The organism is Candidatus Bipolaricaulota bacterium, from assembly GCA_021159055.1.
GTDB lineage: Bacteria > Bipolaricaulota > Bipolaricaulia > UBA7950 > UBA9294 > S016-54.
The window spans coordinates 1-20,434 of sequence record JAGGSO010000160.1; the positions used below are offsets into that span (position 1 = coordinate 1).

Annotated in this window: 23 protein-coding genes and 1 tRNA gene; 7 read left to right on the forward strand and 17 right to left on the reverse strand. The window is 62.7% G+C overall.

Translation table 11 applies throughout. The features are described from left to right. The 3 genes from J7J55_08305 to J7J55_08315 all read left to right on the forward strand — a co-directional run. A partial coding sequence (locus tag J7J55_08305) for an ATP-binding cassette domain-containing protein (protein ID MCD6142695.1) occupies positions 1–348 on the forward strand: 348 nt, incomplete at its 5' end. Positions 349–355: 7 nt separating this feature from the next. Then, positions 356–1,279, forward strand: a complete 924-nt coding sequence (locus J7J55_08310; protein MCD6142696.1) for a branched-chain amino acid ABC transporter permease — start codon at positions 356–358, stop codon at positions 1,277–1,279. Then, the gene (locus J7J55_08315; GenBank protein MCD6142697.1) at positions 1,279–2,301 is read left to right on the forward strand and encodes a branched-chain amino acid ABC transporter permease; all 1,023 of its coding nucleotides are present in this window, start codon (positions 1,279–1,281) and stop codon (positions 2,299–2,301) included. The genes J7J55_08310 and J7J55_08315 overlap by 1 nt, the downstream gene beginning before the upstream one ends. Positions 2,302–2,411: 110 nt before the next feature. Here J7J55_08315 and J7J55_08320 read toward each other — a convergent pair whose 3' ends face one another. Beyond that, complete coding sequence (locus J7J55_08320; GenBank protein MCD6142698.1) at positions 2,412–3,527, reverse strand: ABC transporter substrate-binding protein; 1,116 nt, start codon at positions 3,525–3,527, stop codon at positions 2,412–2,414. Between the two features lie 807 nt (positions 3,528–4,334). Between J7J55_08320 and acs the strand changes: the two genes are divergently transcribed. Together acs and J7J55_08330 are read left to right on the forward strand one after the other, a co-directional pair. Next, entirely contained in the window at positions 4,335–6,224 is a 1,890-nt protein-coding gene (gene acs, locus J7J55_08325) for an acetate--CoA ligase (GenBank protein ID MCD6142699.1), read from the forward strand. A gap of 13 nt (positions 6,225–6,237) precedes the next feature. Further along, positions 6,238–6,819 carry an acetate uptake transporter gene (locus tag J7J55_08330; GenBank protein ID MCD6142700.1) on the forward strand — a complete coding sequence of 194 codons (582 nt, stop codon included), beginning with the start codon at positions 6,238–6,240 and terminating at the stop codon, positions 6,817–6,819. Positions 6,820–6,846: 27 nt separating this feature from the next. Here J7J55_08330 and J7J55_08335 read toward each other — a convergent pair whose 3' ends face one another. Continuing rightward, positions 6,847–7,737 carry a GNAT family N-acetyltransferase gene (locus tag J7J55_08335; protein ID MCD6142701.1) on the reverse strand — a complete coding sequence of 297 codons (891 nt, stop codon included), beginning with the start codon at positions 7,735–7,737 and terminating at the stop codon, positions 6,847–6,849. A 90-nt stretch (positions 7,738–7,827) separates the two neighbouring features. On the opposite strand from J7J55_08335, the gene J7J55_08340 reads away from it, so the two are divergent. Then, positions 7,828–8,784: a pyridoxal-phosphate dependent enzyme gene (locus J7J55_08340; GenBank protein MCD6142702.1), complete on the forward strand. Its 957-nt coding sequence runs from the start codon at positions 7,828–7,830 to the stop codon at positions 8,782–8,784. A 5-nt stretch (positions 8,785–8,789) separates the two neighbouring features. Here J7J55_08340 and J7J55_08345 read toward each other — a convergent pair. The 15 genes from J7J55_08345 to metG form a co-directional block, all read right to left on the reverse strand. Then, a tRNA-Val gene (locus J7J55_08345) sits at positions 8,790–8,862 on the reverse strand. A gap of 36 nt (positions 8,863–8,898) precedes the next feature. Continuing rightward, positions 8,899–10,053, reverse strand: coding sequence for an Rne/Rng family ribonuclease (locus J7J55_08350; protein MCD6142703.1), 1,155 nt, complete (start codon positions 10,051–10,053; stop codon positions 8,899–8,901). Between the two features lie 68 nt (positions 10,054–10,121). Then, on the reverse strand, positions 10,122–10,655 hold the full coding sequence (folK, locus tag J7J55_08355; protein MCD6142704.1) for a 2-amino-4-hydroxy-6-hydroxymethyldihydropteridine diphosphokinase: 534 nt from the start codon (positions 10,653–10,655) through the stop codon (positions 10,122–10,124). Further along, complete coding sequence (gene folB, locus J7J55_08360; protein ID MCD6142705.1) at positions 10,619–10,999, reverse strand: dihydroneopterin aldolase; 381 nt, start codon at positions 10,997–10,999, stop codon at positions 10,619–10,621. Before folB ends, folK begins: the two co-directional genes overlap by 37 nt. Continuing rightward, positions 10,999–13,062 (reverse strand): glycine--tRNA ligase subunit beta, encoded by a 2,064-nt coding sequence (locus J7J55_08365; GenBank protein ID MCD6142706.1) that lies wholly within the window; start codon positions 13,060–13,062, stop codon positions 10,999–11,001. Before J7J55_08365 ends, folB begins: the two co-directional genes overlap by 1 nt. Continuing rightward, on the reverse strand, positions 13,055–13,903 hold the full coding sequence (locus J7J55_08370) for a glycine--tRNA ligase subunit alpha (protein ID MCD6142707.1): 849 nt from the start codon (positions 13,901–13,903) through the stop codon (positions 13,055–13,057). The genes J7J55_08365 and J7J55_08370 overlap by 8 nt, the downstream gene beginning before the upstream one ends. After that, the gene (rplT, locus tag J7J55_08375; GenBank protein ID MCD6142708.1) at positions 13,903–14,265 is read right to left on the reverse strand and encodes a 50S ribosomal protein L20; all 363 of its coding nucleotides are present in this window, start codon (positions 14,263–14,265) and stop codon (positions 13,903–13,905) included. The genes J7J55_08370 and rplT overlap by 1 nt, the downstream gene beginning before the upstream one ends. Before the next feature lie 12 nt (positions 14,266–14,277). Further along, positions 14,278–14,472 (reverse strand): 50S ribosomal protein L35, encoded by a 195-nt coding sequence (gene rpmI, locus J7J55_08380; protein ID MCD6142709.1) that lies wholly within the window; start codon positions 14,470–14,472, stop codon positions 14,278–14,280. Between the two features lie 10 nt (positions 14,473–14,482). Further along, entirely contained in the window at positions 14,483–14,998 is a 516-nt protein-coding gene (gene infC / locus J7J55_08385; GenBank protein MCD6142710.1) for a translation initiation factor IF-3, read from the reverse strand. Positions 14,999–15,011: 13 nt separating this feature from the next. Further along, positions 15,012–15,626, reverse strand: a complete 615-nt coding sequence (gene nadD / locus J7J55_08390; GenBank protein ID MCD6142711.1) for a nicotinate-nucleotide adenylyltransferase — start codon at positions 15,624–15,626, stop codon at positions 15,012–15,014. Beyond that, the gene (obgE, locus tag J7J55_08395; GenBank protein MCD6142712.1) at positions 15,610–16,887 is read right to left on the reverse strand and encodes a GTPase ObgE; all 1,278 of its coding nucleotides are present in this window, start codon (positions 16,885–16,887) and stop codon (positions 15,610–15,612) included. The genes nadD and obgE overlap by 17 nt, the downstream gene beginning before the upstream one ends. A 32-nt stretch (positions 16,888–16,919) precedes the next feature. Next, positions 16,920–17,177, reverse strand: a complete 258-nt coding sequence (rpmA, locus tag J7J55_08400; GenBank protein MCD6142713.1) for a 50S ribosomal protein L27 — start codon at positions 17,175–17,177, stop codon at positions 16,920–16,922. A gap of 13 nt (positions 17,178–17,190) precedes the next feature. Continuing rightward, positions 17,191–17,514 (reverse strand): hypothetical protein, encoded by a 324-nt coding sequence (locus J7J55_08405; GenBank protein MCD6142714.1) that lies wholly within the window; start codon positions 17,512–17,514, stop codon positions 17,191–17,193. 8 nt (positions 17,515–17,522) lie between these two features. Next, positions 17,523–17,837, reverse strand: a complete 315-nt coding sequence (rplU, locus tag J7J55_08410) for a 50S ribosomal protein L21 (GenBank protein MCD6142715.1) — start codon at positions 17,835–17,837, stop codon at positions 17,523–17,525. Positions 17,838–17,895: 58 nt separating this feature from the next. Beyond that, positions 17,896–19,845, reverse strand: coding sequence for a methionine--tRNA ligase (gene metG, locus J7J55_08415; GenBank protein MCD6142716.1), 1,950 nt, complete (start codon positions 19,843–19,845; stop codon positions 17,896–17,898). 106 nt (positions 19,846–19,951) lie between these two features. Between metG and J7J55_08420 the strand changes: the two genes are divergently transcribed. Then, positions 19,952–20,239 (forward strand): MoaD/ThiS family protein, encoded by a 288-nt coding sequence (locus J7J55_08420; protein ID MCD6142717.1) that lies wholly within the window; start codon positions 19,952–19,954, stop codon positions 20,237–20,239. Positions 20,240–20,434 lie beyond the last annotated feature (195 nt).

A 20,434-nucleotide genomic window follows, 5' to 3' on the forward strand; every position in this document is an offset into this window, starting at 1 on the left:
CTGTTCCCTACCTTGAAGCGGCGCCGCAACCAGCGGGTGGGGAAGATGAGCGGGGGAGAGCGACAGATGGTGGCGATGGGGCGGGCGTTGATGCTCGACCCGCGGCTTCTCATGCTCGATGAGCCATCGGCCGCTCTTGCCCCTAAGCTGGCAGCGGAGATCTTCGCCCGGATCATCGCGATCAATGACACCGGAGTGGCGATCCTCATTGTAGAGCAGAACGCCAAGGAGTCGCTCCGGCTCTCCCACCGCGGCTACGTCCTCGCCGCCGGGGAGAAACGGTACGAAGACACCGGACAGAACCTGTTGAACAACGAAGAGGTGGGGAAGCTCTACCTCGGGGGATAGGAGCGATATGTCGATACTTGTAAGATTACCGCAGCTGCTGATCTATGGAATTATCTCAGGGAGCATCCTCGCACTGGGAGGAATCGGCGTCTCCCTTACCTATAGCATCCTCGGGTTCTCCAACTTCGCCCACGGCGACATCATGGCCCTGGGGGCGTACATCACCCTCGGCCTCCTCGGTCTGTTCACCGCATTGGGAGTGCCAAATACTCCGCTCGGCCCGCTCTCGTTTGGGGGTGGATTCGTCCTCTCCGCTCTCCTCGCGATCGGGTTGACCGCGGTGGCGGTGATTATAATCGATCGATTCTTGTTCCGCCGGCTGCGCCATTCCGGCCCGATCATCCTCATGATGTCCTCGATCGGACTGGCGCTCGGGCTGCGAAATGTCCTTCAGTTTGCATGGGGACCGCAGCCGCACTACTACATCGAGCGGATTCAAGTCGCCCTGCCCATCCCCGGGATTCCCGCACGGATCAAATCGGACGAGATATTCATCGTCTTAATGGCGCTCGTCATCATTACCCTGGTTCACCTCTTCCTCCGCTACACCAAGATGGGGAAAGCGATGCGAGCGATGGCCGATAACGTCTCACTCGCACGGGTGACCGGGATCAACACCGACCGGGTTATCGCGTTGACGTGGGTGATCGGGGGAGGGCTGGCCGCGATGGCCGGGATATTCGCTGGGATCGAAAACAAGTTCATCACCCCGGAGCTCGGTTGGCAGATGCTCCTTTCCATATTCGCCGGGGTGATCCTGGGTGGAATTGGAAACCCGTACGGGGCGATCATCGGGGGGCTGATCATCGGGATCTCGGAGGAGGTGTCCACCGCGTTCATCTCCACCGGTTACAAGCCAGCGGTGGCGTTTGTGATCATGATTCTGATGCTCCTGGTCCGGCCGACCGGGATCCTCGGAAGGAGCGATTGATGGAACAGTTCGTCAGTATCCTCAGCTACATTGTATTCTTCGCCATAACGGCCGGAACCTACGGGGTGCTCACCCTGGGGCTGAACATCCAGTGGGGCTACACCGGCCTGTTCAATATCGGGATCGCCGGGTTCTACGCCCTTGGGGCGTACACCTCGGCCCTCATCTCCGGTCCGGCCCCGAGCCCGTGGGAGGGGAGGACGTTCGGTGGGTTCGAGCTCCCGTTCATCCTCGGGCTCCTCGGGGCGGCGGTTGTGTGCGGGATCGTTGCTCTCCTCATCGGGATTCCGACCCTGCGGCTGCGTGCCGACTACCTGGCGATCGCCACGATCGGGATCGCCGAGTCGATCCGGTTGGTCCTCAACAACGAGTCCTGGTTGACAAACGGAGTGTGGGGAATCCAGGGGATCCCCGCGCCGCTGTACAAGACGATCCACGGTGGTGCTAAGGCGTTTCTGGCGGCCCATCCCGGGATTCCAGGATGGCTGCACGACTTGATCGCCAAGTCATACGACTGGTTCTACCTCGGGCTTGTCCTGTTCGTCCTGCTCGTCATCTACTTGATTGTGGAACGGCTCGGGCGTGCCCCGTGGGGACGGGTGATCAGGGCGATTCGGGAGGACGAGGACGCCACCGCGATGCTGGGGAAAAACACGTTCGCGTTCAAGCTCCAGTCCCTCGTCCTCGGTGCGATGGTGATGGGAGTCGGCGGGAGTCTCTACGCCCATTATGCCCGGTTCATCTCCCCCGCCTCGTTCAAGCCGTTCTACGGCACCTTCCTGATCTGGGTGATGCTCATCCTCGGGGGGAGTGGGAACAACCGCGGCGCAATCCTGGGAAGCTTTGTCGTGTGGGGAATCTGGGCCGGGACGGACTTCCTTACCAAGTATTTCCCGGTCTCTGCTACCCAGGCGGCGAGCCTGCGGATCATCCTGATCGCTTTACTCCTCGAGGTCATCCTCCTGTGGCGTCCGCAGGGGCTCCTCCCTCCACGGAAGCAGAAGAAGACCGATTCCGACTGACTGCTGTCTCTTTCCCTCCTCCCTTGTTGCTCCGCCCCCTTTGTAAAAAGAAGGGGGCGGCCCTTTCGGACCACCCCACAACAAGAGGAGAGAAGAAGTAATAGGAGGCTTTATCCCGAAACAGTCAACACCGGGACGACCTGGCAGTCCTGGATCTTCCAGATCAGGATCCCGCCTTCCACGTCACCGTTATCCTTGAAGTCCACCGTGCCGGAGAGGCCCTCATAGTTGATCTCCTTCCCCGCCTTCAACAGGGAGACCGCCTTGGCGAACTCGCCGTAGTAGACCTTCTCCCCCGGTGGGTTGGCGACAGCGCGCAGGTTGTCCCGAATCGCCTCACCAGTTGCCTTGCCGGCCCGTTCCATCGCCAATGCAATCAGCATCACCGCGTCATACGCCTGGTAGTAGTAAGGTACCGTGCTCTTCCCGAACTCGGCCTCATAGTCGGCGTCACACTGGTCGGTGCGGAAACCGGCGGCGGCGACTGTCCCGTACGCCCCTTCGATTGGGCCGGGGTTGTCACCGGACTGGCAGGCCGGTCCCGGGGCAACTCCCTCGCCCTTCATCCCATCCGAGAAGAGGAATTTCCCTTGATAACCGGCCTCGACTGCTTCCACAATCTGCTTGTTTCCGTCGACCGGATAGCTGACCATGATAAGGGCATCCGGATCTCCGCTAATCGCCTTCTCAACCTCACCCCGATAGGAGGGCTTGTTTTCCTCGTACGGGACCACAGCCAGGACCTTACCGCCGTAGGATTCAAAGTTTTTCTTGAACACGTCAGCAAGCCCCTTTCCATAGGCGTTGTTTACGTAGATCACAGAGACCTTCTGATAGTTCAGGAGCAACGCCATCCGGGCGAGAACGATACCCTGCACCGCGTCGGATACGACTGTCCGGAACACGTAGTCGTTATCCTTCAGCGCGGGGATAGCCGGGGAGGTGGAAGCGGGGGAGATGAGGACGACTTCAGCCGGGATGGTAACGCTGGAAGCGGCGATCGTCACTCCGCTCGACAGTGCTCCGACGATCGCGGGAACGTGATCGAGCTCCACCAGCTTTCGTGCCGCGTCCCGTCCTACATCGGGTGATGTCGCCGTATCGCGCACAACGAGTTCAAGTTCCTTGCCCAGTACTCCACCCGCAGCGTTGATCTGCTCAACCGCCAGCTTCGCCCCGTTGACGATCGGCGGGCCGTACGGCCCTAGCGGACCGGTGAGCGACATCAGCGCCCCGATCTTGATCTTCTCAGCTCCAACTGCGGAGATGCTCAGCCCAATGACCAGTCCAATGATAAGCAACGTCACTACTTTTTTCACCTTTAACCTCCTTGCCTTTAATGATTTTATTTTACCTACTACACTATTTGCTTCTGCACCATCACCTCCCTCCAATAAAAAAGACCACAGGCATTCGCCCGTAGTCTTCCCGCGCCCGCTATAACCTAGTAGTAAGTACTAGGCCCGGGCGGGCGCAAACAGCGTAATCCAATAAACAAGATGAGAGGAGCGGACAGAGCCGCTTACGCCATTAACTATCAGTTGCATTCCTCTCATCCTGTCCATGATCGTTCTCACCATAGCACGAATCGAGGGGTTTGTCAAGTGGTCCGCAGCGCGATGCCCCCACGGCCATGTCGTGATCGATCTTCTCCTCCTGCATCAGCCTAGCGCTTTCCGTGTCACCGCGTCGCTTCTCTACCTTCTTTGGGGTTGACAAACGGGCGGTACTGCACTAAAGTGATACCTGAATCAGGTGTCACTTTTACAGCGGAAAGATCCGCCTACAGGATCATTCCGATTCGGCTCCAGGAGGTGGTCCCACAGATTGCACCTGTCATCGGCGGCTGGTTAGGCCCTAAGGCGGGGCATGTCGAGCAGCGAATTCTCCAGCGTGTTGCAGGGAAAGGATTGTTAGGCTAGTATCTATGAGGGTTTTAAACATTAAAGCGAGGAGGTTTTGAAGTGTCCGAACCGATCAAGTGGGTGAAGAAGGACCCGGCCAAGGAGAACGTCTTCTGGCCGACCGAAGAGATGAAGAAGCGGGCGTGGGTCGCCGACGAGTCGATCTACGCCGAGGCAAAGGCCGACCCGGTGAAGTTCTGGGCCAAGCACGCCGAGGAGCTCCACTGGTTCAAGAAATGGGAGAAGGACTACGAGTTCGCCCCGCAGGCGTACAAGTGGTTCATCGGTGGAAAGATCAACCTCTCCTACAACTCCCTCGACCGGCACATCGAGGCGGGAAACGGAGATAAGGTCGCCATAATCTGGGAACCGGAGCCGACCGACGAGGCCCCGCGCAAGATCACGTACTCCGAACTGCACGAGCTCGTCTCCAAGTTCGCCAACGTGCTTAAGAGCTTGGGGGTAAAGAAGGGGGACCGCGTTGGGATCTACCTTCCGATGATCCCTGAGGCGGTGATCGCGATGCAGGCGTGCGCCCGGATCGGCGCACCGCACTCGGTCGTGTTCTCCGCCTTCTCCCCGGATTCGCTCCGCGACCGGCTGATCGATGCCGGTGCCAAGGTGTTGATCACCGCCGACGGCTACTACCGCCGCGGCAAGAAGATCGACCTGAAGAAGAACGCCGACGCCGGTATCGAGGGGACTGCCGTGGAGAAGGTCGTCGTCGTCAAGCGGCTCGACGGGAGCGCGTCGATGACCCCGGGGCGTGATCTGTGGTACCACGAGCTGATGGCGGACGCGTCCGCCGACTGCCCGGCAGAGGAGCTCGATGCAGAGGACCTCTCGTTCCTCCTCTACACATCGGGAACGACCGGAAAGCCGAAGGGGATCATGCATACGACCGGCGGCTACGCCGTTCAGTCCTACCTCACGGCGAAGTGGAACTTCGACCTGCACGAGGGGGACATATTCTGGTGCACGGCCGACGTCGGCTGGATCACCGGCCATACCTACATCAACTACGCTCCGCTGATGAACGGGGTGACGAGCCTGATCTTCGAGGGCTCCCCCGACTTCCCGGACTACGGTCGGTTCTGGGCGATCATCGAGAAGCACAAGGTCACCCAGCTCTACACCGCACCGACCGCGATCCGGATGTTCATCAAGTGGGGGGACGAGTGGCCGGAGAAGTACGACCTGTCGTCGCTGCGGCTGCTCGGGACGGTCGGTGAGCCGATCAACGTCGATGCCTGGCTGTGGTACTTCGAGAAGATCGGTGGCGGCCGCTGCCCGATCATCGACACGTGGTGGCAGACCGAGACCGGGGCGAACATGGTGAACAACCTCCCCGGAATCGGGCCGTTCATCCCGACCGTCGCCGGCCGGCCGTTCCCCGGAGTGATCGCCGACATCCTCGACTCCGGTGGTACGCCGGTGAAACCGGGCGACGGCGGCTACCTCACGATCTTCAACCCGTTCCCGCCGGCGCTGACGCGCGGGATCTACGGGGACATGGAGCGGTTCAAGAACCAGTACTTCTCCGACTACGGCCCGGAGCGCTACTTCACGAGCGACGGGGCGCGGAAGGACGAGATGGGGAACATCCGGATCACCGGGCGCGTCGACGACGTAATGAACGTCGCCGGCCACCGACTGGCGACCGCCGAGGTGGAGAGCGCCCTCGCCCAGAACGACAAGGTGAGCGAGGTCGCGGTCGTCTCCCGCCCGCATGATCTGAAGGGAGAGGTACCGGTCGCGTTCGTCCTGCTGAAGGCCGGAATCACCCCGTCGGAGGAGATCCGCAAGGAACTGATGGACACGGTCACCAAGGTGATCGGCCCGACCGGACGGCCGGACGAGATCATCTTCGTCGAGGACGTCCCGAAGACCCGCTCCGGAAAGATCATGCGCCGGGTGTTGAAGGCGCTCGTCCGGAATGAGCCGATCGGGGACATCACCACGCTGCAGAACCCGGACAGCGTCGACCATCTGAAGGAGATGGTCGGCTACAAGGGATAAAAGGAGGTCTGGCTTGAGCGACACGAATACGCCGCAGCTCGCTAACGTTGGTGCGTTGGGTTTGGGAGGGTTCGCCCTGTCCACGTTCATCTTGAACATCGTGAACGCCGGCTGGGTGGACGCAAAGACGATCGGGATCGTGATGCCGGTCGCCATGTTCTACGGCGGACTCGCGCAGTTCATGGCCGGGATGTGGGACGTACGCCGGGGCGACACGTTCGGAGCGACCTGTTTCTCCTCGTTCGGGGCGTTCTGGATGGGGCTCGCCACGTTCTTCTTCCTGCGGCTCGCCGGCGTGGCTGGGTTCGTCGACGTCACCCCGGCCGGAGTGGCGGTGGTCATGATCGCGTGGGGGATATTCACGTTCTACGCCACGATCGCCTCGCTGAAACTCGCAAAAGCGGTGACGTGGGTGTTCATCACTCTGACGATCCTGTTCTTCCTGCTTGCGATCGGCGAGTTCGTCCCGATCGTGCACACGATCGCCGGGTACGAGGGAATCCTATGCGCGCTGATCGCGTGGTACACCTCGGCCGGGATCCTGATCAATTCGACCCACGGGCGGACTGTCCTCCCGCTCGGCGAGCGGAAGTAGTGCTCGATTTCAATCAGGCGGGGCGGGTCAATCCGCCCCGCCGTTCAATTTCAGGATGAGATGCGTCCAGCTGCGGATGTAGGTGAACCCAAGGGCCTGCGCGATCTCTCCCAGCGGTTCGTCCCCTTCCTCCACGTACAGGCCTATCTTCTCCTTTCCCAACCTCCGATACCAGCGGTCCGCCTCCGCCAGGATCGGGATCAACCCCGCCTTCCCGCCTGATCGGAGGAGGAGCGGCCGCACCTCCCCCACCTGTTCCCGGTGGATCGCGAACAGGAGCGCGGCGACCGCTGCCCCATCCGGCCCGACAGCGGCCAGCCGCCGCGTCCTGATCCCGAACAGACGTCCGATCGGTCCGAGGTCGTACGGCCGGCCGTGCTGCTCACACCGGCCTCCGAGGTCGCCCGCGCGCAATCGCCGGACGGTGAACTCGGGCTCAGCCGGAAGTTCGAGGGGGAGAAGCCGCTCGTACGCTGCAGTGGAGGAATAGGGAATGAATCCGACCTTCTCCACCAAGTGCTGCGCAATCGCATTGAGCGGCGTGGCATGTGCCTCCACATGACCAGCCTGCCGCAGCCGGTTCACCGCCGTCTCGATCAGGCGGGACGCGATCCCCTGCCCCCGGAACTCAGGGATGACGTACACGCCGGTGAGGGAGGGGCTCTTCCGTCCGACCACCGTGAGACAACCGATCGGCCTCCCCGCGTGGCGGGCGATGAGGACGAACGCCTCATACCCGGCGATTCGCTTCACCGCCCGGAGGGGGGCTCCCCGCGCGCACAGCAGGCCGCGGAGGATGCGGGAGACGAACCCAAGGTCGGTCCCGAGATCGCTGAGCGGGCCTCCGAATCCGGCGCGGAGGAATTCGAGGTAATGTGGAATATCCGCTGTGGTGATGTCATCGATCACGATACCCATAAAACCCAGTCTACGCTGGACGCCGCGGAAGGTCAACGGTTGGAATCCTCTGCCGCGTCGGGTATCCTTTCCTCCACCATGTTGGAGGAGATGTGGGAGCGGCTGTCAGCGGCGCAAGAGAGGATATCACCTTACATCCACCGTACCCCGGTCCTCACCAGCTCCTCGATCGATCGTACCACTGGGTGCACCTGCTTCTTCAAGTGCGAGAACTTCCAACGGACTGGCTCGTTCAAGCTTCGCGGGGCGGTGAACGCGGTCGCAGCCCTTTCTGCAGCCCAGCGGTCCCGCGGAGTCGTCACCCACTCGTCGGGAAATCACGGCCAGGCACTCGCTTTGGCGGCACGGGAGTTCGGAATCCCCGCATACGTGGTCATCCCGGAGAACGCCCCCCGGGTGAAGCTCGTCGCCGCCCGTGACTACGGGGCGAAGGTCGTCACTTGTGCCCCGACCCAACGGGCGCGGGAGGAGACGGCGGCGCGGATCGCGGCGGAGACCGGGGCCGTCCTGATCGACTCCCACGACCATCCCGAGGTGATCGCCGGGCAGGGGACGACAGCACTGGAGCTCATCGAGGAGGTCGGCCCGCTCGACGCGATTATCGTCCCGATCGGCGGCGGGGGGCTTGTCTCCGGGACGGCGGTCGCCGTCCGCCACGTATCACCGAAAACGCGGGTCATCGGGTGCGAACCGGCCGGAGCGGACGACGCCTACCGCGGCATCAGAGAAGGGAGGAGGATCACCGACTTCACCCCGCACACAATCGCCGACGGGCTGCGCACCACGATCGGAGCCCTCAACTTCGAGGTCATCCGGGCCGCGGTCGACGAGATCGTCCGGGTGGCTGACGCGGACATCATCTCTGCCATGCGCCTCATCTGGGCCCGGATGAAGATCATTGTCGAGCCGTCGAGCGCGATCGGGCTCGCTCCGCTCATAACCGGAGCACTCGATCTAACGGGAAAGAGGGTGGGAATCATCCTCACCGGGGGTAATGTCGACCTCGAGCGGTTCTTCGCCGGACTGGCGCCGCTGGATGAGGGATAAGGATATGGGCGAAGCAGGGCTCGAACCTGCGACCTTTCGGATGTGACCCGAACGCTCTCCCAGCTGAGCTATTCGCCCGTTCTTGCTCTATTCTAGCACCGATCTATCCGCCGATCAAGCGTCGAACTCCGCCCCGTTCAGCATCCCGGCGAGGCTCTCCCCTTCCCGCTTGCGCGTGATCTCCACCAGCCCGAGGGGGGTGATGTCGATGAAGTCGGCTGATACCCGGTCCTTGCGCAGCTCCTCCTTGATCGCGTCGATCATCTTCTGGATGTGCTGTTGGGAATCCATGTCCACGAAGTCGATGATGATGATCCCGCTGATCCGCCGCAGTCGCAACTGGCGGGCAATCTCCTTCACCGCCTCCAGGTTCGTGTTCAGGATCGCCGCCTGCTGGGTGCGGTGGCGCACATCACCGCCGGTGTTGACGTCGATCGCGGTCAGGGCTTCGGTCTCGTCGATCACGATGAACCCCCCACCGGCCAGGTTCACCCGCCGCGAGCGCGTCTCCTGGATCTGCTCCTCGATCTTATAGTGCTCGAACAGGGGCGTCTTGCCGGAGTGGACCTTGATCCGGTCCTTGTAGTCCTCCATATGCATGTACTCGAGGAACGAGATGATCTTCTCCCGGAAGAACTCGGAGTCGACGATGACCTCGTGCACATCCGGGAGGAGCCGGTCGCGCAGGATCGATTGCACCAACCCCAGGGTCTTATAGAGGAGCTGCGGGGCGGAGGAACGCTGCGCCGCGGACTCGATCCCGGCCCACGTCTCAGCGAGGAGTTCGTAGTCGCGGGCGAGTTCATCCTCGCTCGCCCACTGGGCGGCGGTGCGGGCGATCATCCCCTCCCCCTCCTTCTTCAACGCGCGTGCGATCCGCCGGAGTTGACGCTGCTTGCGCACCCCCTCGATCCGGCGCGATACCCCGAGGCGATCCTCGGTCGGGAGGTAGACCCAGAACCGGCCGGGGAGGCTGATCTTCGTCGTCCCCTGGGGGTTCTTCGTCCCGATCCCGCCGCGGCGTACCTGGATCACGATGCTCTGCCCAGGCTTCAGCACCTTCTCGATCTGCGCTGCTCCATGCCACGGCTTGAGCCCGTGCTCCTTGAGCACCCGATCGTTTATCTCCCCCTGGGGGAGAAACAGGCTCTTCCGTTCCCCTACGTCCACGAACGCCGCCCCCATCCCGGGGAGGACGTCCTCCACCCGTCCTTTGTAGATGTTCCCAACGATCCGTTCCTGCGTCGGATGCCCGTAGTAGATCTCCATCAACCGGCCGTCCTCGAGGATGGCGACGCGGGTCCGCCGCGCCTTCCCGTCCGGGGAGTCGACCGAGATCAGAATCTGTTTCCCTTTAATTTTGCCACCTTCTTTCCCTCATCGAGTCCTGCGAGTACCTGTGCGAGGGCTACCCCGGTCTCCGGATCGCGGATGTCGGGCGCGATCTCCAGGAGCGGGATCAATACGAATCTCCGGTTGAGCATGCGCGGGTGAGGGATCACGAGCTCGGGCTCGTGCACGACCATCCCCTTGTACAGGATGACGTCGATGTCGAGGACGCGGGGGCCGAAGCGCACCGTCTCCCGCCGTCCGGCAGCCCGTTCGATCCGCTTGCACGCGGCGAGCAGGGCACGTGGAGGGAGGGAGGTCCTTCCAGCGACCACCTGATTCAGGAACCACGGCTGGTCCTCCAACTCCACCGGTTCGGTCTCGTAGAGCGATGACCGCCGTACGATCTCCACCCCGGCCTCCTTCAGGCCGGATATCCCAAACTCCAAGTTGGCCTTTCGATCACCGAGGTTGGAGCCAAGACAGAAATAGACGAGCTCTTCGTCTAACCCCGCTCCTTCGTGATCTCGCAGGCTACCCATATCCCCTTCCTCAGCCCGGGCGGGGCAAGCTTGCTCACCCGCACGGTCAACCGGCCTATCCCGAGAAAGCGGTGCAGGAGCTCGTCCGCGATCGCACCAGCGAAGGACTCGATGAGCTTAAATCTCTTACTCTCATTAACATCGCGGACCGCCTCCACCACCTTCGTGTAGTCGATGCTGTCTTCCAATCGGTCGGTCTCTACCGCCGTCTCCAGGCCCCCTTCGATCTCGAGGTCGATCCGGAACCGATTCCCCGTTCTTTGTTCCTCCGGATATACGCCGTGAAATCCGGTAAGTTCGATCCCGGAGACCGTGAGCGTTACCGTCGTGGGCTTTGCACTCATCAATTGCTGTTCTCCACCGCGATCAGGCTGATGTCACCGATCTGCAGGAACAGCCCGGAGAGGGCGTTCAGGAACGCCAAGCGGTTGTTCCTGACCGCGGCGTCCTCGTCCATTACCAATACCTCATCGAAATAACGGTCGATCGGTCCCTTGAGCGCAAGGAGGCGCGTCAGCGCCCCGGAGTAGTCCCCGGCCGCGATCTCGCGGGAGATCTCCCCCTCCGCCTTCAGGTACTCCCGCCAGAGCGCCCGCTCTGCCTCGTTCGTGAACAGGGAGGGGTCGAAGTCGGTTCGGGCCACCGATCGGGTGATGTTGCGGACGCGGGTGAAACCGAGCTTGAGGGCGGCGAAATCCTCGCTTTCCTTCGCGTCTGCCAGCGCCTTCCCTCGCAGGTACGCGCGGTGGAAGTTTCCGATCCCACCCGCGCTGACCGCCTGCACCACATCGGGAGGGATCCCGTAGCGCTGACGCAAGACCTGCCCGGCCCGGTCGGAGATGAACGCGATGACATCGGATAACTCCGCCTTCTGCTCGATCGCGGCGTAGGAATCCTTTATCTCTCCGACGAGCGCGATGAAGTCGAGGTCGACTCTCTTCTCCACCGCGATCCGCACGAGCGCGTTCGCCTGACGCTTGATCCCGTAGGGGTCACGCGACCCCTTCGGGGCCTCGCCGACGAGGAGCGCCCCGACGATCGTGTCCAGCTTGTCCGCCAGTCCTATCGTGATTCCAACCGGGCTCTCCGGGAGAGGGTCATCGGACGCGCGCGGGAGATAGTGCTCCCCGATCGCACGTGCCACCTCCTCCGGTTCGCCATCAAGGCGAGCGTAGATCGCGCCAGCCGTCCCCTCCAACTCGGGGAACGCCTTCACCAGCTCGGTGACGAGGTCGGCCTTGCACAGGAACGCCGCGCGGTCGACCGCAGCCGCCGGAGCTCCGACCGCCGTGGCGATCAGTCCGGCGATCGCCCTGATCCGCTCCACCTTGTCCCACACCGAGCCGAGGCGGACGTCGTAGATCACGCTCCTCAGCTCCCGTACCCGATCGGCAAGTGGACGGGCACGATCCTTCTCGAAGAAGAAGCGCGAGTCGCGCAACCGAGCGCGGACCACCCGCTCGAATCCGGCGCGCACGATCCCCTTCTCGTCGGGGAGCCCGTCGCGGAACCCCATGAAGTACGGGGTGGTCCCGTCGGAAAGTACGAACGGGACGAACTTTCCCTCCTCGTGCAGCGTCGCCTGCACGACCTCGGCCGGGAGGTCGAGGAACTCCTCCGGGACATGTCCGATCACCGGGACCGGATGCTCAGCTCCGTTAACGATGCGGGAGAGGAGGACCGAATCGATGAGATAGTCACCGCCCCGGGTCGCCGCTGCCTCCTTGAGCGCCTGGATGACCGTCTCCTCCCGCTCCTTTGGGTCGACGATCACGAGGGCCGCGGCGAGGACGGCCGTGTAGTCGGAGGCACGTTGAATCTCCATGGACTGGGAGGCGATGAATCGATGCCCGCGCGTGGTCCGTCCCGCGGTCAGGTGACCGAGCTGCACCGGCACCACGGCATCCCCGTACAGACATACGAGCCAGCGGATCGGGCGGATGAAGGCCAGCCCGGAGTCGTCCCAGCGCATCGACTTGCTCGGGCGGAGCCGGCGCACGCATTCGGACAGGATCCCAGGGAGAAGCTCCACCGTCTCCCGCCCGGGGACGGTACGGCGCAGATAGAGGTAGGACTTCCCTCCGACCTGGCGTGTCTCCAGGTCGTCCACCGTCGCCCCCTGTGCCTTGGCGAACCCGATCGCCGCCTGGGTCGGGCTTCCGGACGCGTCGAACGCAACCGCGGCTGGCGGCCCCTTCACCTCTTCGACGCGGTCGGCCTGACGCGCGGCGAGGTCGTGGACGATGATCGCGATCCGCCGCGGGGTGTAGTAGAGCTCGATCGGGCCATGGGTGAGTCCATGCGCGGTGAGATCCGCCTCCACCCCGGCTCGCAGTCCCTCACCGAGGCGCGGGATCTCGAGCGCGGGCATCTCCTCGGTTCCAAGCTCGAACAACAGGTCAGGCATCTTCCCTCTTTTCCATGTATGCCTTCGCGCATCCGACGGCGAGGGCACGGATGCGGGCGATGTAGCTCTCCCGCTCGGTCACGCTGATCGCCCCGCGCGCGTCCAGGATGTTGAACAGGTGCGAGCACTTGAGGGCGTAGTCGTACGCCGGGTAGACGAGCCCGGCCGCGAGGTTGTCCCGGCACTCGTCGGAGCAGAGCCGGAACATCTCCTGGATCCGCTCGACGTTCGCCCGTTCAAAGTTGTAGACCGAGAACTCCCGCTCCTTGTCCCGCCACAGCGTCCCGTAGCGGACGTCCTCGTTCCAGTCGAGTTCGAACGCGCTCTCCTTCCCCTGGAGGAGGAGGGCGATCCGCTCCAGCCCGTAGGTGAGCTCGGCCGAGATCGGGTCGAGCGGGATCCCGCCCATCTGCTGGAAGTAGGTGAACTGGGTGATCTCCATCTCGTCGAGCCACACCTGCCATCCGACTCCCCACGCGGCCAGGGTCGGCGATTCCCAATCGTCCTCGGCGAACTTGACGTCGTGGTCGGCCAGTCGCAGCCCGAGCTCCTCTAAACTCGCGAGGTAGACCTCCTGCACGTCGGCCGGGGCCGGCTTCAGGATCACCTGATACTGGTGATGAAGCCGAAACCGGACCGGGTTCTCGCCGTAACGGCCGTCGGTCGGCCGCCGGCTCGGCTCGACGTATCCGACCCGCCACGGGTCCGGGCCGAGGGTCCCGAAGAACGTGGCCGGGTTGAACGTCCCTGCCCCGGTCTCGACGTCGTACGGGTTCAAGATCAGGCACCCCCGCGCGCGCCAGTAATCGTGCAGCTTAAGGACGATCGACTGGAAGTCCATTATCCCTTGACCGCTTCTTCCTTCGCCATCTCGGCGAGCTTGGCGAACGTCTCGGCGTCCCGCACCGCGATGTCGGCGAGCATCTTCCGATTCAGTCCGACTTTGCGCCGCTCCAGCCCCCCCATGAATTCGGAGTAGGAGAGACCGTGCTGGCGCGCCGCCGCGCCGATGCGGGTGATCCACAACCGGCGAAAGTCGCGCTTGCGCCGCCGCCGGTCGATGTAGCTGTTCCGCATCGCCTTCATCACCGACTGTTTGGCGATCCGGTGTGACGTCCCGCGCTTACCCTTGAATCCCTTGGCGAGCCGCATGATCTTCCGGCGGCTCTCTAGTCTCTTGTTACCTCCCCGTGCACGTGGCATCTTTCTCCTCCGTTAGGTTTGAATCATCCGCTTGATCCGCTTCGCCGGCCTGCCGGTGAGCTCCTTGGCATGGCGCGCCTGGCGCTTCGACTTCGGCCGCTTCTTTATGTTCTTGTGGAAGTAGTTCGACATGTGATGCAGAACCTTCCCGCTCTTCAGTATCTTGAACCGCTTCTTCGCGGCCCGATGTGTCTTCTGCTTCGGCATTCTCGCCTCCTTATTGTCCTTGGCGGGTCTGGGTCGGAACGAGGAGCATCTGCAGGACCTTCCCCTTCGCCTTCGGGGGCTGGTCCACCCGCGCGATGTCGCTCACCTCGGCGGCGACCCGCTTGAGCAGGTCCTGCCCCCGCGACATGTGCACGATCTCCCGCCCGCGGAAGAAGATGCTCACCCGCACCATATCCCCCTTGGTGAGGAACTCGCGTACCCGCCTCATCTTCGTCTGAAAATCGTGTTCTCCGATCTTGATCGTAAACTTCATCTCCTTCAACCGGGAACGGTGCTTCTGCTTGCGCTCGCGCTTCGCCTGCTGATAGTAGTATTTCCCGTAATCGACGATCTTACACACCACCGGAGTCGCTTGCCTGGCGACCTCCACCAGGTCGAGCCCCCGCTCCTTAGCCAGAGCGAGCGCCTGCTCTGTCGGCATGACCCCGAGATTGTTCCCGTTCTCGTCGATGACGCGGATCTCGGGTTCCCTGATCCGCTCGTTGACGCGTAGTGTCTCCTTTATCCTTACCTCCTCCTTATGTGAGTGCTGTTGTTAGTTCCCGATACAACCCGTGTTCCTTGATATAATCCGCCACCGCCGGAGGGACGTAGCTTTCGTATCCCCTCCCCTCCCGCACCGCCTCCCGCACCCAGGTGGAGGATAGATCGACCTCCTCCATGTCGAGGAAGTGGATCTCGGCCCGATCGAACGGCGGGGCGGAGAATATCCGCATATCCACCCCGGCACGCGGAGCGACGATGAACGGGACGCTCGCAAGGAGCGCTTCCGGTTCCTTCCACGTCTCGATCTGGGAGAGCAGGTCCGCCCCCACGATGAAACACAGTCCCTCCGGATGCTCCCCCTTCATGGCCCGGATCGTGTCGATCGTATAGGACGGCCCCGCCCGATCGATCTCGATCCGGGAGACGGAGAACCGCGGCCGGCCAGCAATCGCCCGCCGCACCATCTCGTAACGGTCTTCCTTGTTCACCCCATCGGCGACCTCCTTGTGCGGCGGGATCCCACACGGGACGAAAATTACTTCCCGCAGCCCGAACTGGGAAAGGGCCTTTTCCGCTACGAGGAGGTGGGCGTTGTGCAACGGGTTGAACGTCCCCCCGAACAGCCCGGTCTTACCTTCTAAGCTCAAATTCCACGTCTCCTATCCGCACGAGATCCCCGTCCGCGCACCCGAGGCGGTGCAGCTCGCGCATTACGCCCATCCGTTCCAGGCGCTCGCTCAGGTACTCCCAGGCATCGCGGCTGTCGAGGACCAACTTCTTCACCAGCTTCTCCACCTCGGCCCCGCGAACGGCAAACGCCTCCCCCTCCCGCTCGATCCTGAAACCGGTCTCCCCATGATAGCGGTACACACGACGGCGGACCACCGGCGCGGGCGGGGCATCGGATTTCTCGCGCAGTGCCTCCAGGCGGGCGAACGTACGCCGCACCAGGGCCTGCACCCCGGCTCCGGTCGCCACCGAGATCGGATGGAGCTCGACCCCGATCTCTGCGAACCGGGCTACTGCTCTATCAATCGCGGATTCTTCGATCAGGTCCGCTTTATTTCCGACCACGATCTGGGGCCGTGTCGCAAGCGAAGCGGAGAACTCCCGCAGCTCGGAGTTGATCCGGGCATAATCGGAGAGGGGATCGCGCCCCTCCAGTCCGGCTAGATCGACCATATGGATCAGAAGGCGCGTCCGTTCCACATGGCGGAGGAACTTGTCCCCCAACCCCTTGCCGGCGTGCGCCCCATCGATCAGCCCGGGGATGTCGACCGCCACAAACTGGTGGACCCCGTCCACATCCACTACTCCCAGGTTAGGGACGAGCGTGGTGAACGGGTAATCGGCTACCTTCGCCTTCTTCCCCGAGATGCGCGAGATCAGGCTCGACTTTCCCACGTTCGGATAGCCGATGATCCCCACGTCGGCGATCAGCTTCAGCTCGAGGAGAAGGGTCTTCCGTTCTCCCTTCAATCCACGCTCGCAGATGCGCGGCGCCTGACGGACCGAGGTGGTGAAGCTCCGGTTTCCCCGCCCCCCTTCCCCGCCGCGGGCGAGGACAACCTCCTCCCCAGGTGTGGTCAGGTCGGCGATCACCTCGCCGGTCGCAAGGTCACGCACCACAGTCCCCACCGGGACCTCGATGACCGTATCCTTGCCGCGTGCCCCCTGGCGCAGGTTGCGTCCGCCCGGGGCTCCGTCCCCGCCGCGGAACGTCGGTTCGTTGCGGAATGAGTAGAGGGTGGACATACGGAGCGAGGCGCGCATCACCACGTCCCCGCCCGGACCGCCGTTTCCCCCATCCGGACCGCCGCGTGGGTTGTGGCGGTTGGAGATGAAGCTGATTATCCCGTCTCCACCGCGACCGCCCTGGACCCGAATCTTTGCTTCGTCGAGGAACATCAGCTGCTAGAGGGGGCGGCCATCGGGGGGCGCTACGCCTCCCGCGTCGGCAGGACGCTCACGTAAGTCTTCTTGTGCCCTTCGAAGTGGACATAACCCGGAGCGGTGGCGTAGATCGTGAAATCCCGTCCCAGGCCGACGTTCTTCCCCAGGCCGTACTTGGTCCCGCGCTGGCGGACGATGATCGTCCCCGCGTTCACCCACTCACCACCGAACCGCTTCACGCCCAGGCGCTTACCCGGACTGTCGTGGACGTTGGAAGTGGAGCCAGTGCTCGTCTTATGTGCCATCAGTAATCCTCCATCAAACCTTTACCCCTAGGGTCGCTTCGTGTACCGCGAGCTCGTCCGGAAAATCCTGTGCCAGGAGCTTCAGCCCTCTGACGACCGTCTCCATCACCGCATCGATCTCCCGGTTGAGGAGGGGATCGCTCCGGTCGACGATCAGCCGAACCGCGTCCGTCGCGGTGAGGGCCGGGGACAGGCGCAGGTACTCGGAGAGCGTTTCCTCCGCCGCGCGCAGGAGGTACATCCCGGTCCGCGCCGCTGGGGTCGAATCCTCCAATCCTTCCCCGATCAGGGCGGCGATCCGCCCCTGTTCATCCCGCTGGACTATGATCTCCCCCATGTTCTCTCCTATGCCTCGATCGCGGTGATCCGGGTCCGCATGTAGGGCTGGCGATGCCCCTTCTTGCGGCGGTAACCCTTCTTGGACTTATAGCGGAAGACCACGATCTTGTCGCCGCGCCCTTCCTCCTTCACCTCGCCCTTGACCGCCGCGCCGGAGAGGTAGGGATTCCCCACCTTAACCCCGTCATCGGTCACGACCATGAGAACCTTGTCGAACGTGACCGGCTCACCGGGATTGACCCCGTCGAGCCGCTCGTGTTCGAGGAGCATCCCCGGTTCAACGCGGTACTGCTTTCCGCCCGTTTCAATCACAGCATACATACCAAAACACCTCAATCAAAACTGATTTTAGCGATACCGATTTCCCTTTTCAATAGGGCTAGCCGATTCGCGTCCCCGGAGGGACATCCTTGTCCGGAGAAAGGAGGGCGATTTCATCCCCCTTCGCCGCAAGGAGCATACACTCGGATTTTACCCCCTTGATGGTGGTCGGGGCAAGGTTCGCCACCACCGCGACCCTCCGCCCGATCAGGGCGTCATGGGGATATTCCCGACGCAGCCCGGCGACGCTCGTCCTGAGATCTCCTCCGACGTCGATCGTAAGCCGGTAGAGACGGTCCGTCCCCGGAATCGGGACCGCCGCCCGGATCTCCCCGATCCGCAGGTCGAGCCTCTCAAACTCCTCGAACGGCACTCTTCTCTCTCCCTTGCCTACTCCCTCGATCCGCGATTTCACCTGCGCTATCTCTATCCTTTCCAGCAGAACGCGCCGCTCCGTGATCTCACGGCCGCCGTCCGGGGAATCGATCTCTTCCCACTTCGGGGCACCGATCCCCATCGCCTGCAGGACATCCGCAGCGAATTTGGGGACGAACGGATAGAGCATCACCGCTATTCCCTTCACCAGGTGAAACGCGCTTCCGACCGCGACAGCATCGCCCGTCTCCCACGGGGCCTTGCGCTGGAAGTACTCGTTCCCGAAGACAGCGAGCCCGGCCGCCTCGTGCAGGGCGCGGGAGAGGGATCCATCCGCGAACGCCTTCTCATATACCGTTTTTCCCTGTTCAAGGCGCGCCGCGATCTCGGGATCGAGCGACTCGTCCGGTACAACGCGGGAATAACGGGTCTGAATGAACGACAGGACTCGGTTGATGAGGTTGGCGATGTTCGAGATCAATATCCCGTTGATCGACTTATCGAGCTCCTCGAACGAGAAGTTGACGTCGCGCCCCTCCGGGCGGTTGTACAGGAGGTAAAACCGCCAATACTCAGGATCTAGGACCTCGAGGGCGTCATCGCAGTAGAGCCCGATCCCGCGTGACTTGGAGAACGACTGGCCTCCGATCCAGTTCAGGTACTCGGTCGCTGCGATCTGATCCGGGAGGTGATACCCCTGGCCGGAGGCGATCAACTGGCCAGGGAAGATCAGGGTGTGGAACGGGATGTTGTCCTTGCCGATCGCGTAGACCTGATGGACGTCGTCCCCGAACCAGAACTCCTTCCACTGCTCATCCCCGTTGAAGTGCTCGATCACCGCCGAGACGTAGCCGAGGGCGGCCTCGCCCCACACGTAGATCACCTTCCCCTCCGCCCCGGCGAACGGGGCCGGGATCCCCCAGGAGATATCGCGCGTCATCGCCCGCGGCCGCAGTCCGTCGGCGATCATCCGTTCGGTGAACAGTTTTACGTTCCCCTGAAAGTTCCGCGACCGCACGTACTCCAGCAGCTTGGGGGAGAGCTTCTCGAGGTCGAGGTACCAGTGCTTGGTCGGCCGGAATTCGATGTCGCTCTTCCCGCAGAAGCTACACACCGGGTTCACCAGCTCCTCCGGCTCGAGGATCGCCCCGCAGGAGTCGCACTGGTTCCCCAGCGCGTGGGGGTAACCGCAGTGGGGACAGGTCCCGGTGATGAACCGATCAGCGAGGAATATCTTGCAGTTGCGGCAATAGGCACGGCGTTCTTCTTGGGTGACGATATAGCCGTTGCGCTCCATCTGGAGATAGATCTCCTGCACAAATTTCTTGTGCACCGGCGATTCCGTCGTCGTATAGTTATCGAATTCGATTCCGAACCCGTTGATCACCTCTACGATCTTCTCATGGTTGCGGGCGGCGAGCTCCCCCGGGGAGATCCCGAGCTGCCGGGCCTCGTACTCGATTCGCGTCCCGTGTGCATCGCTTCCGGAAACGTACAGCACGTCTTTACCGCGCATCCGCCAGTAGCGGGTGAAGACGTCTCCGGAAAGGAGAGATGAGACGAGGTTCCCGAGGTGAGGGACCCCGGAGGCGTACGGCCAGGCACTGCACACGAGAACGCGTTTCTTATCCATCACCAACTCCTCTCCCATCGGAATGGGTCGATTATACCCGGCCCCCCTTCCCGTGCCAATTCAGGAGTTGTCTTCCTCCGTCGGGCCGGGTAACCTGGTCTGCAGCATGAATCAGAAGATCGACGTTATAGTGAAGGCGTTCGGCGGGCTGCGGGCCCATATCGACCAGTTTCCGCTTCGGGTCGAGCTTCCCGCCGGGGCGCGGTTAGCCGACCTCCTCTCCCGGTTGGCGGAGGACCAACCGGCCCTCTACTCCGAGCTTCGGGACGGCCTTGCCCGCGGTTACGTGAACATCCTCATCGATGGGAGGAACGCCCGCTTCCTCGCTGGGCTCGACACGGAGCTCAAAGACGGGGCGAGCGTCGCATTCATCCCTCCGGTCGGCGGGGGATGAACGCAGGGTCTAGGAATCCCCGCTATCCGCGTCTGTTCCAGCACGCCCTTCCCCATATCGATAGGGCATGCATCTGCTCCGGAGCGAGAGATCAATAAGCGGTCGGAGTCTCCCCGTGGAAAAAGTGGAGGAATTCTGCTAGGATAAGAAATCCGGATATTCAGGCGGCCGTGCCGCCAACTACAACGAAGGGGT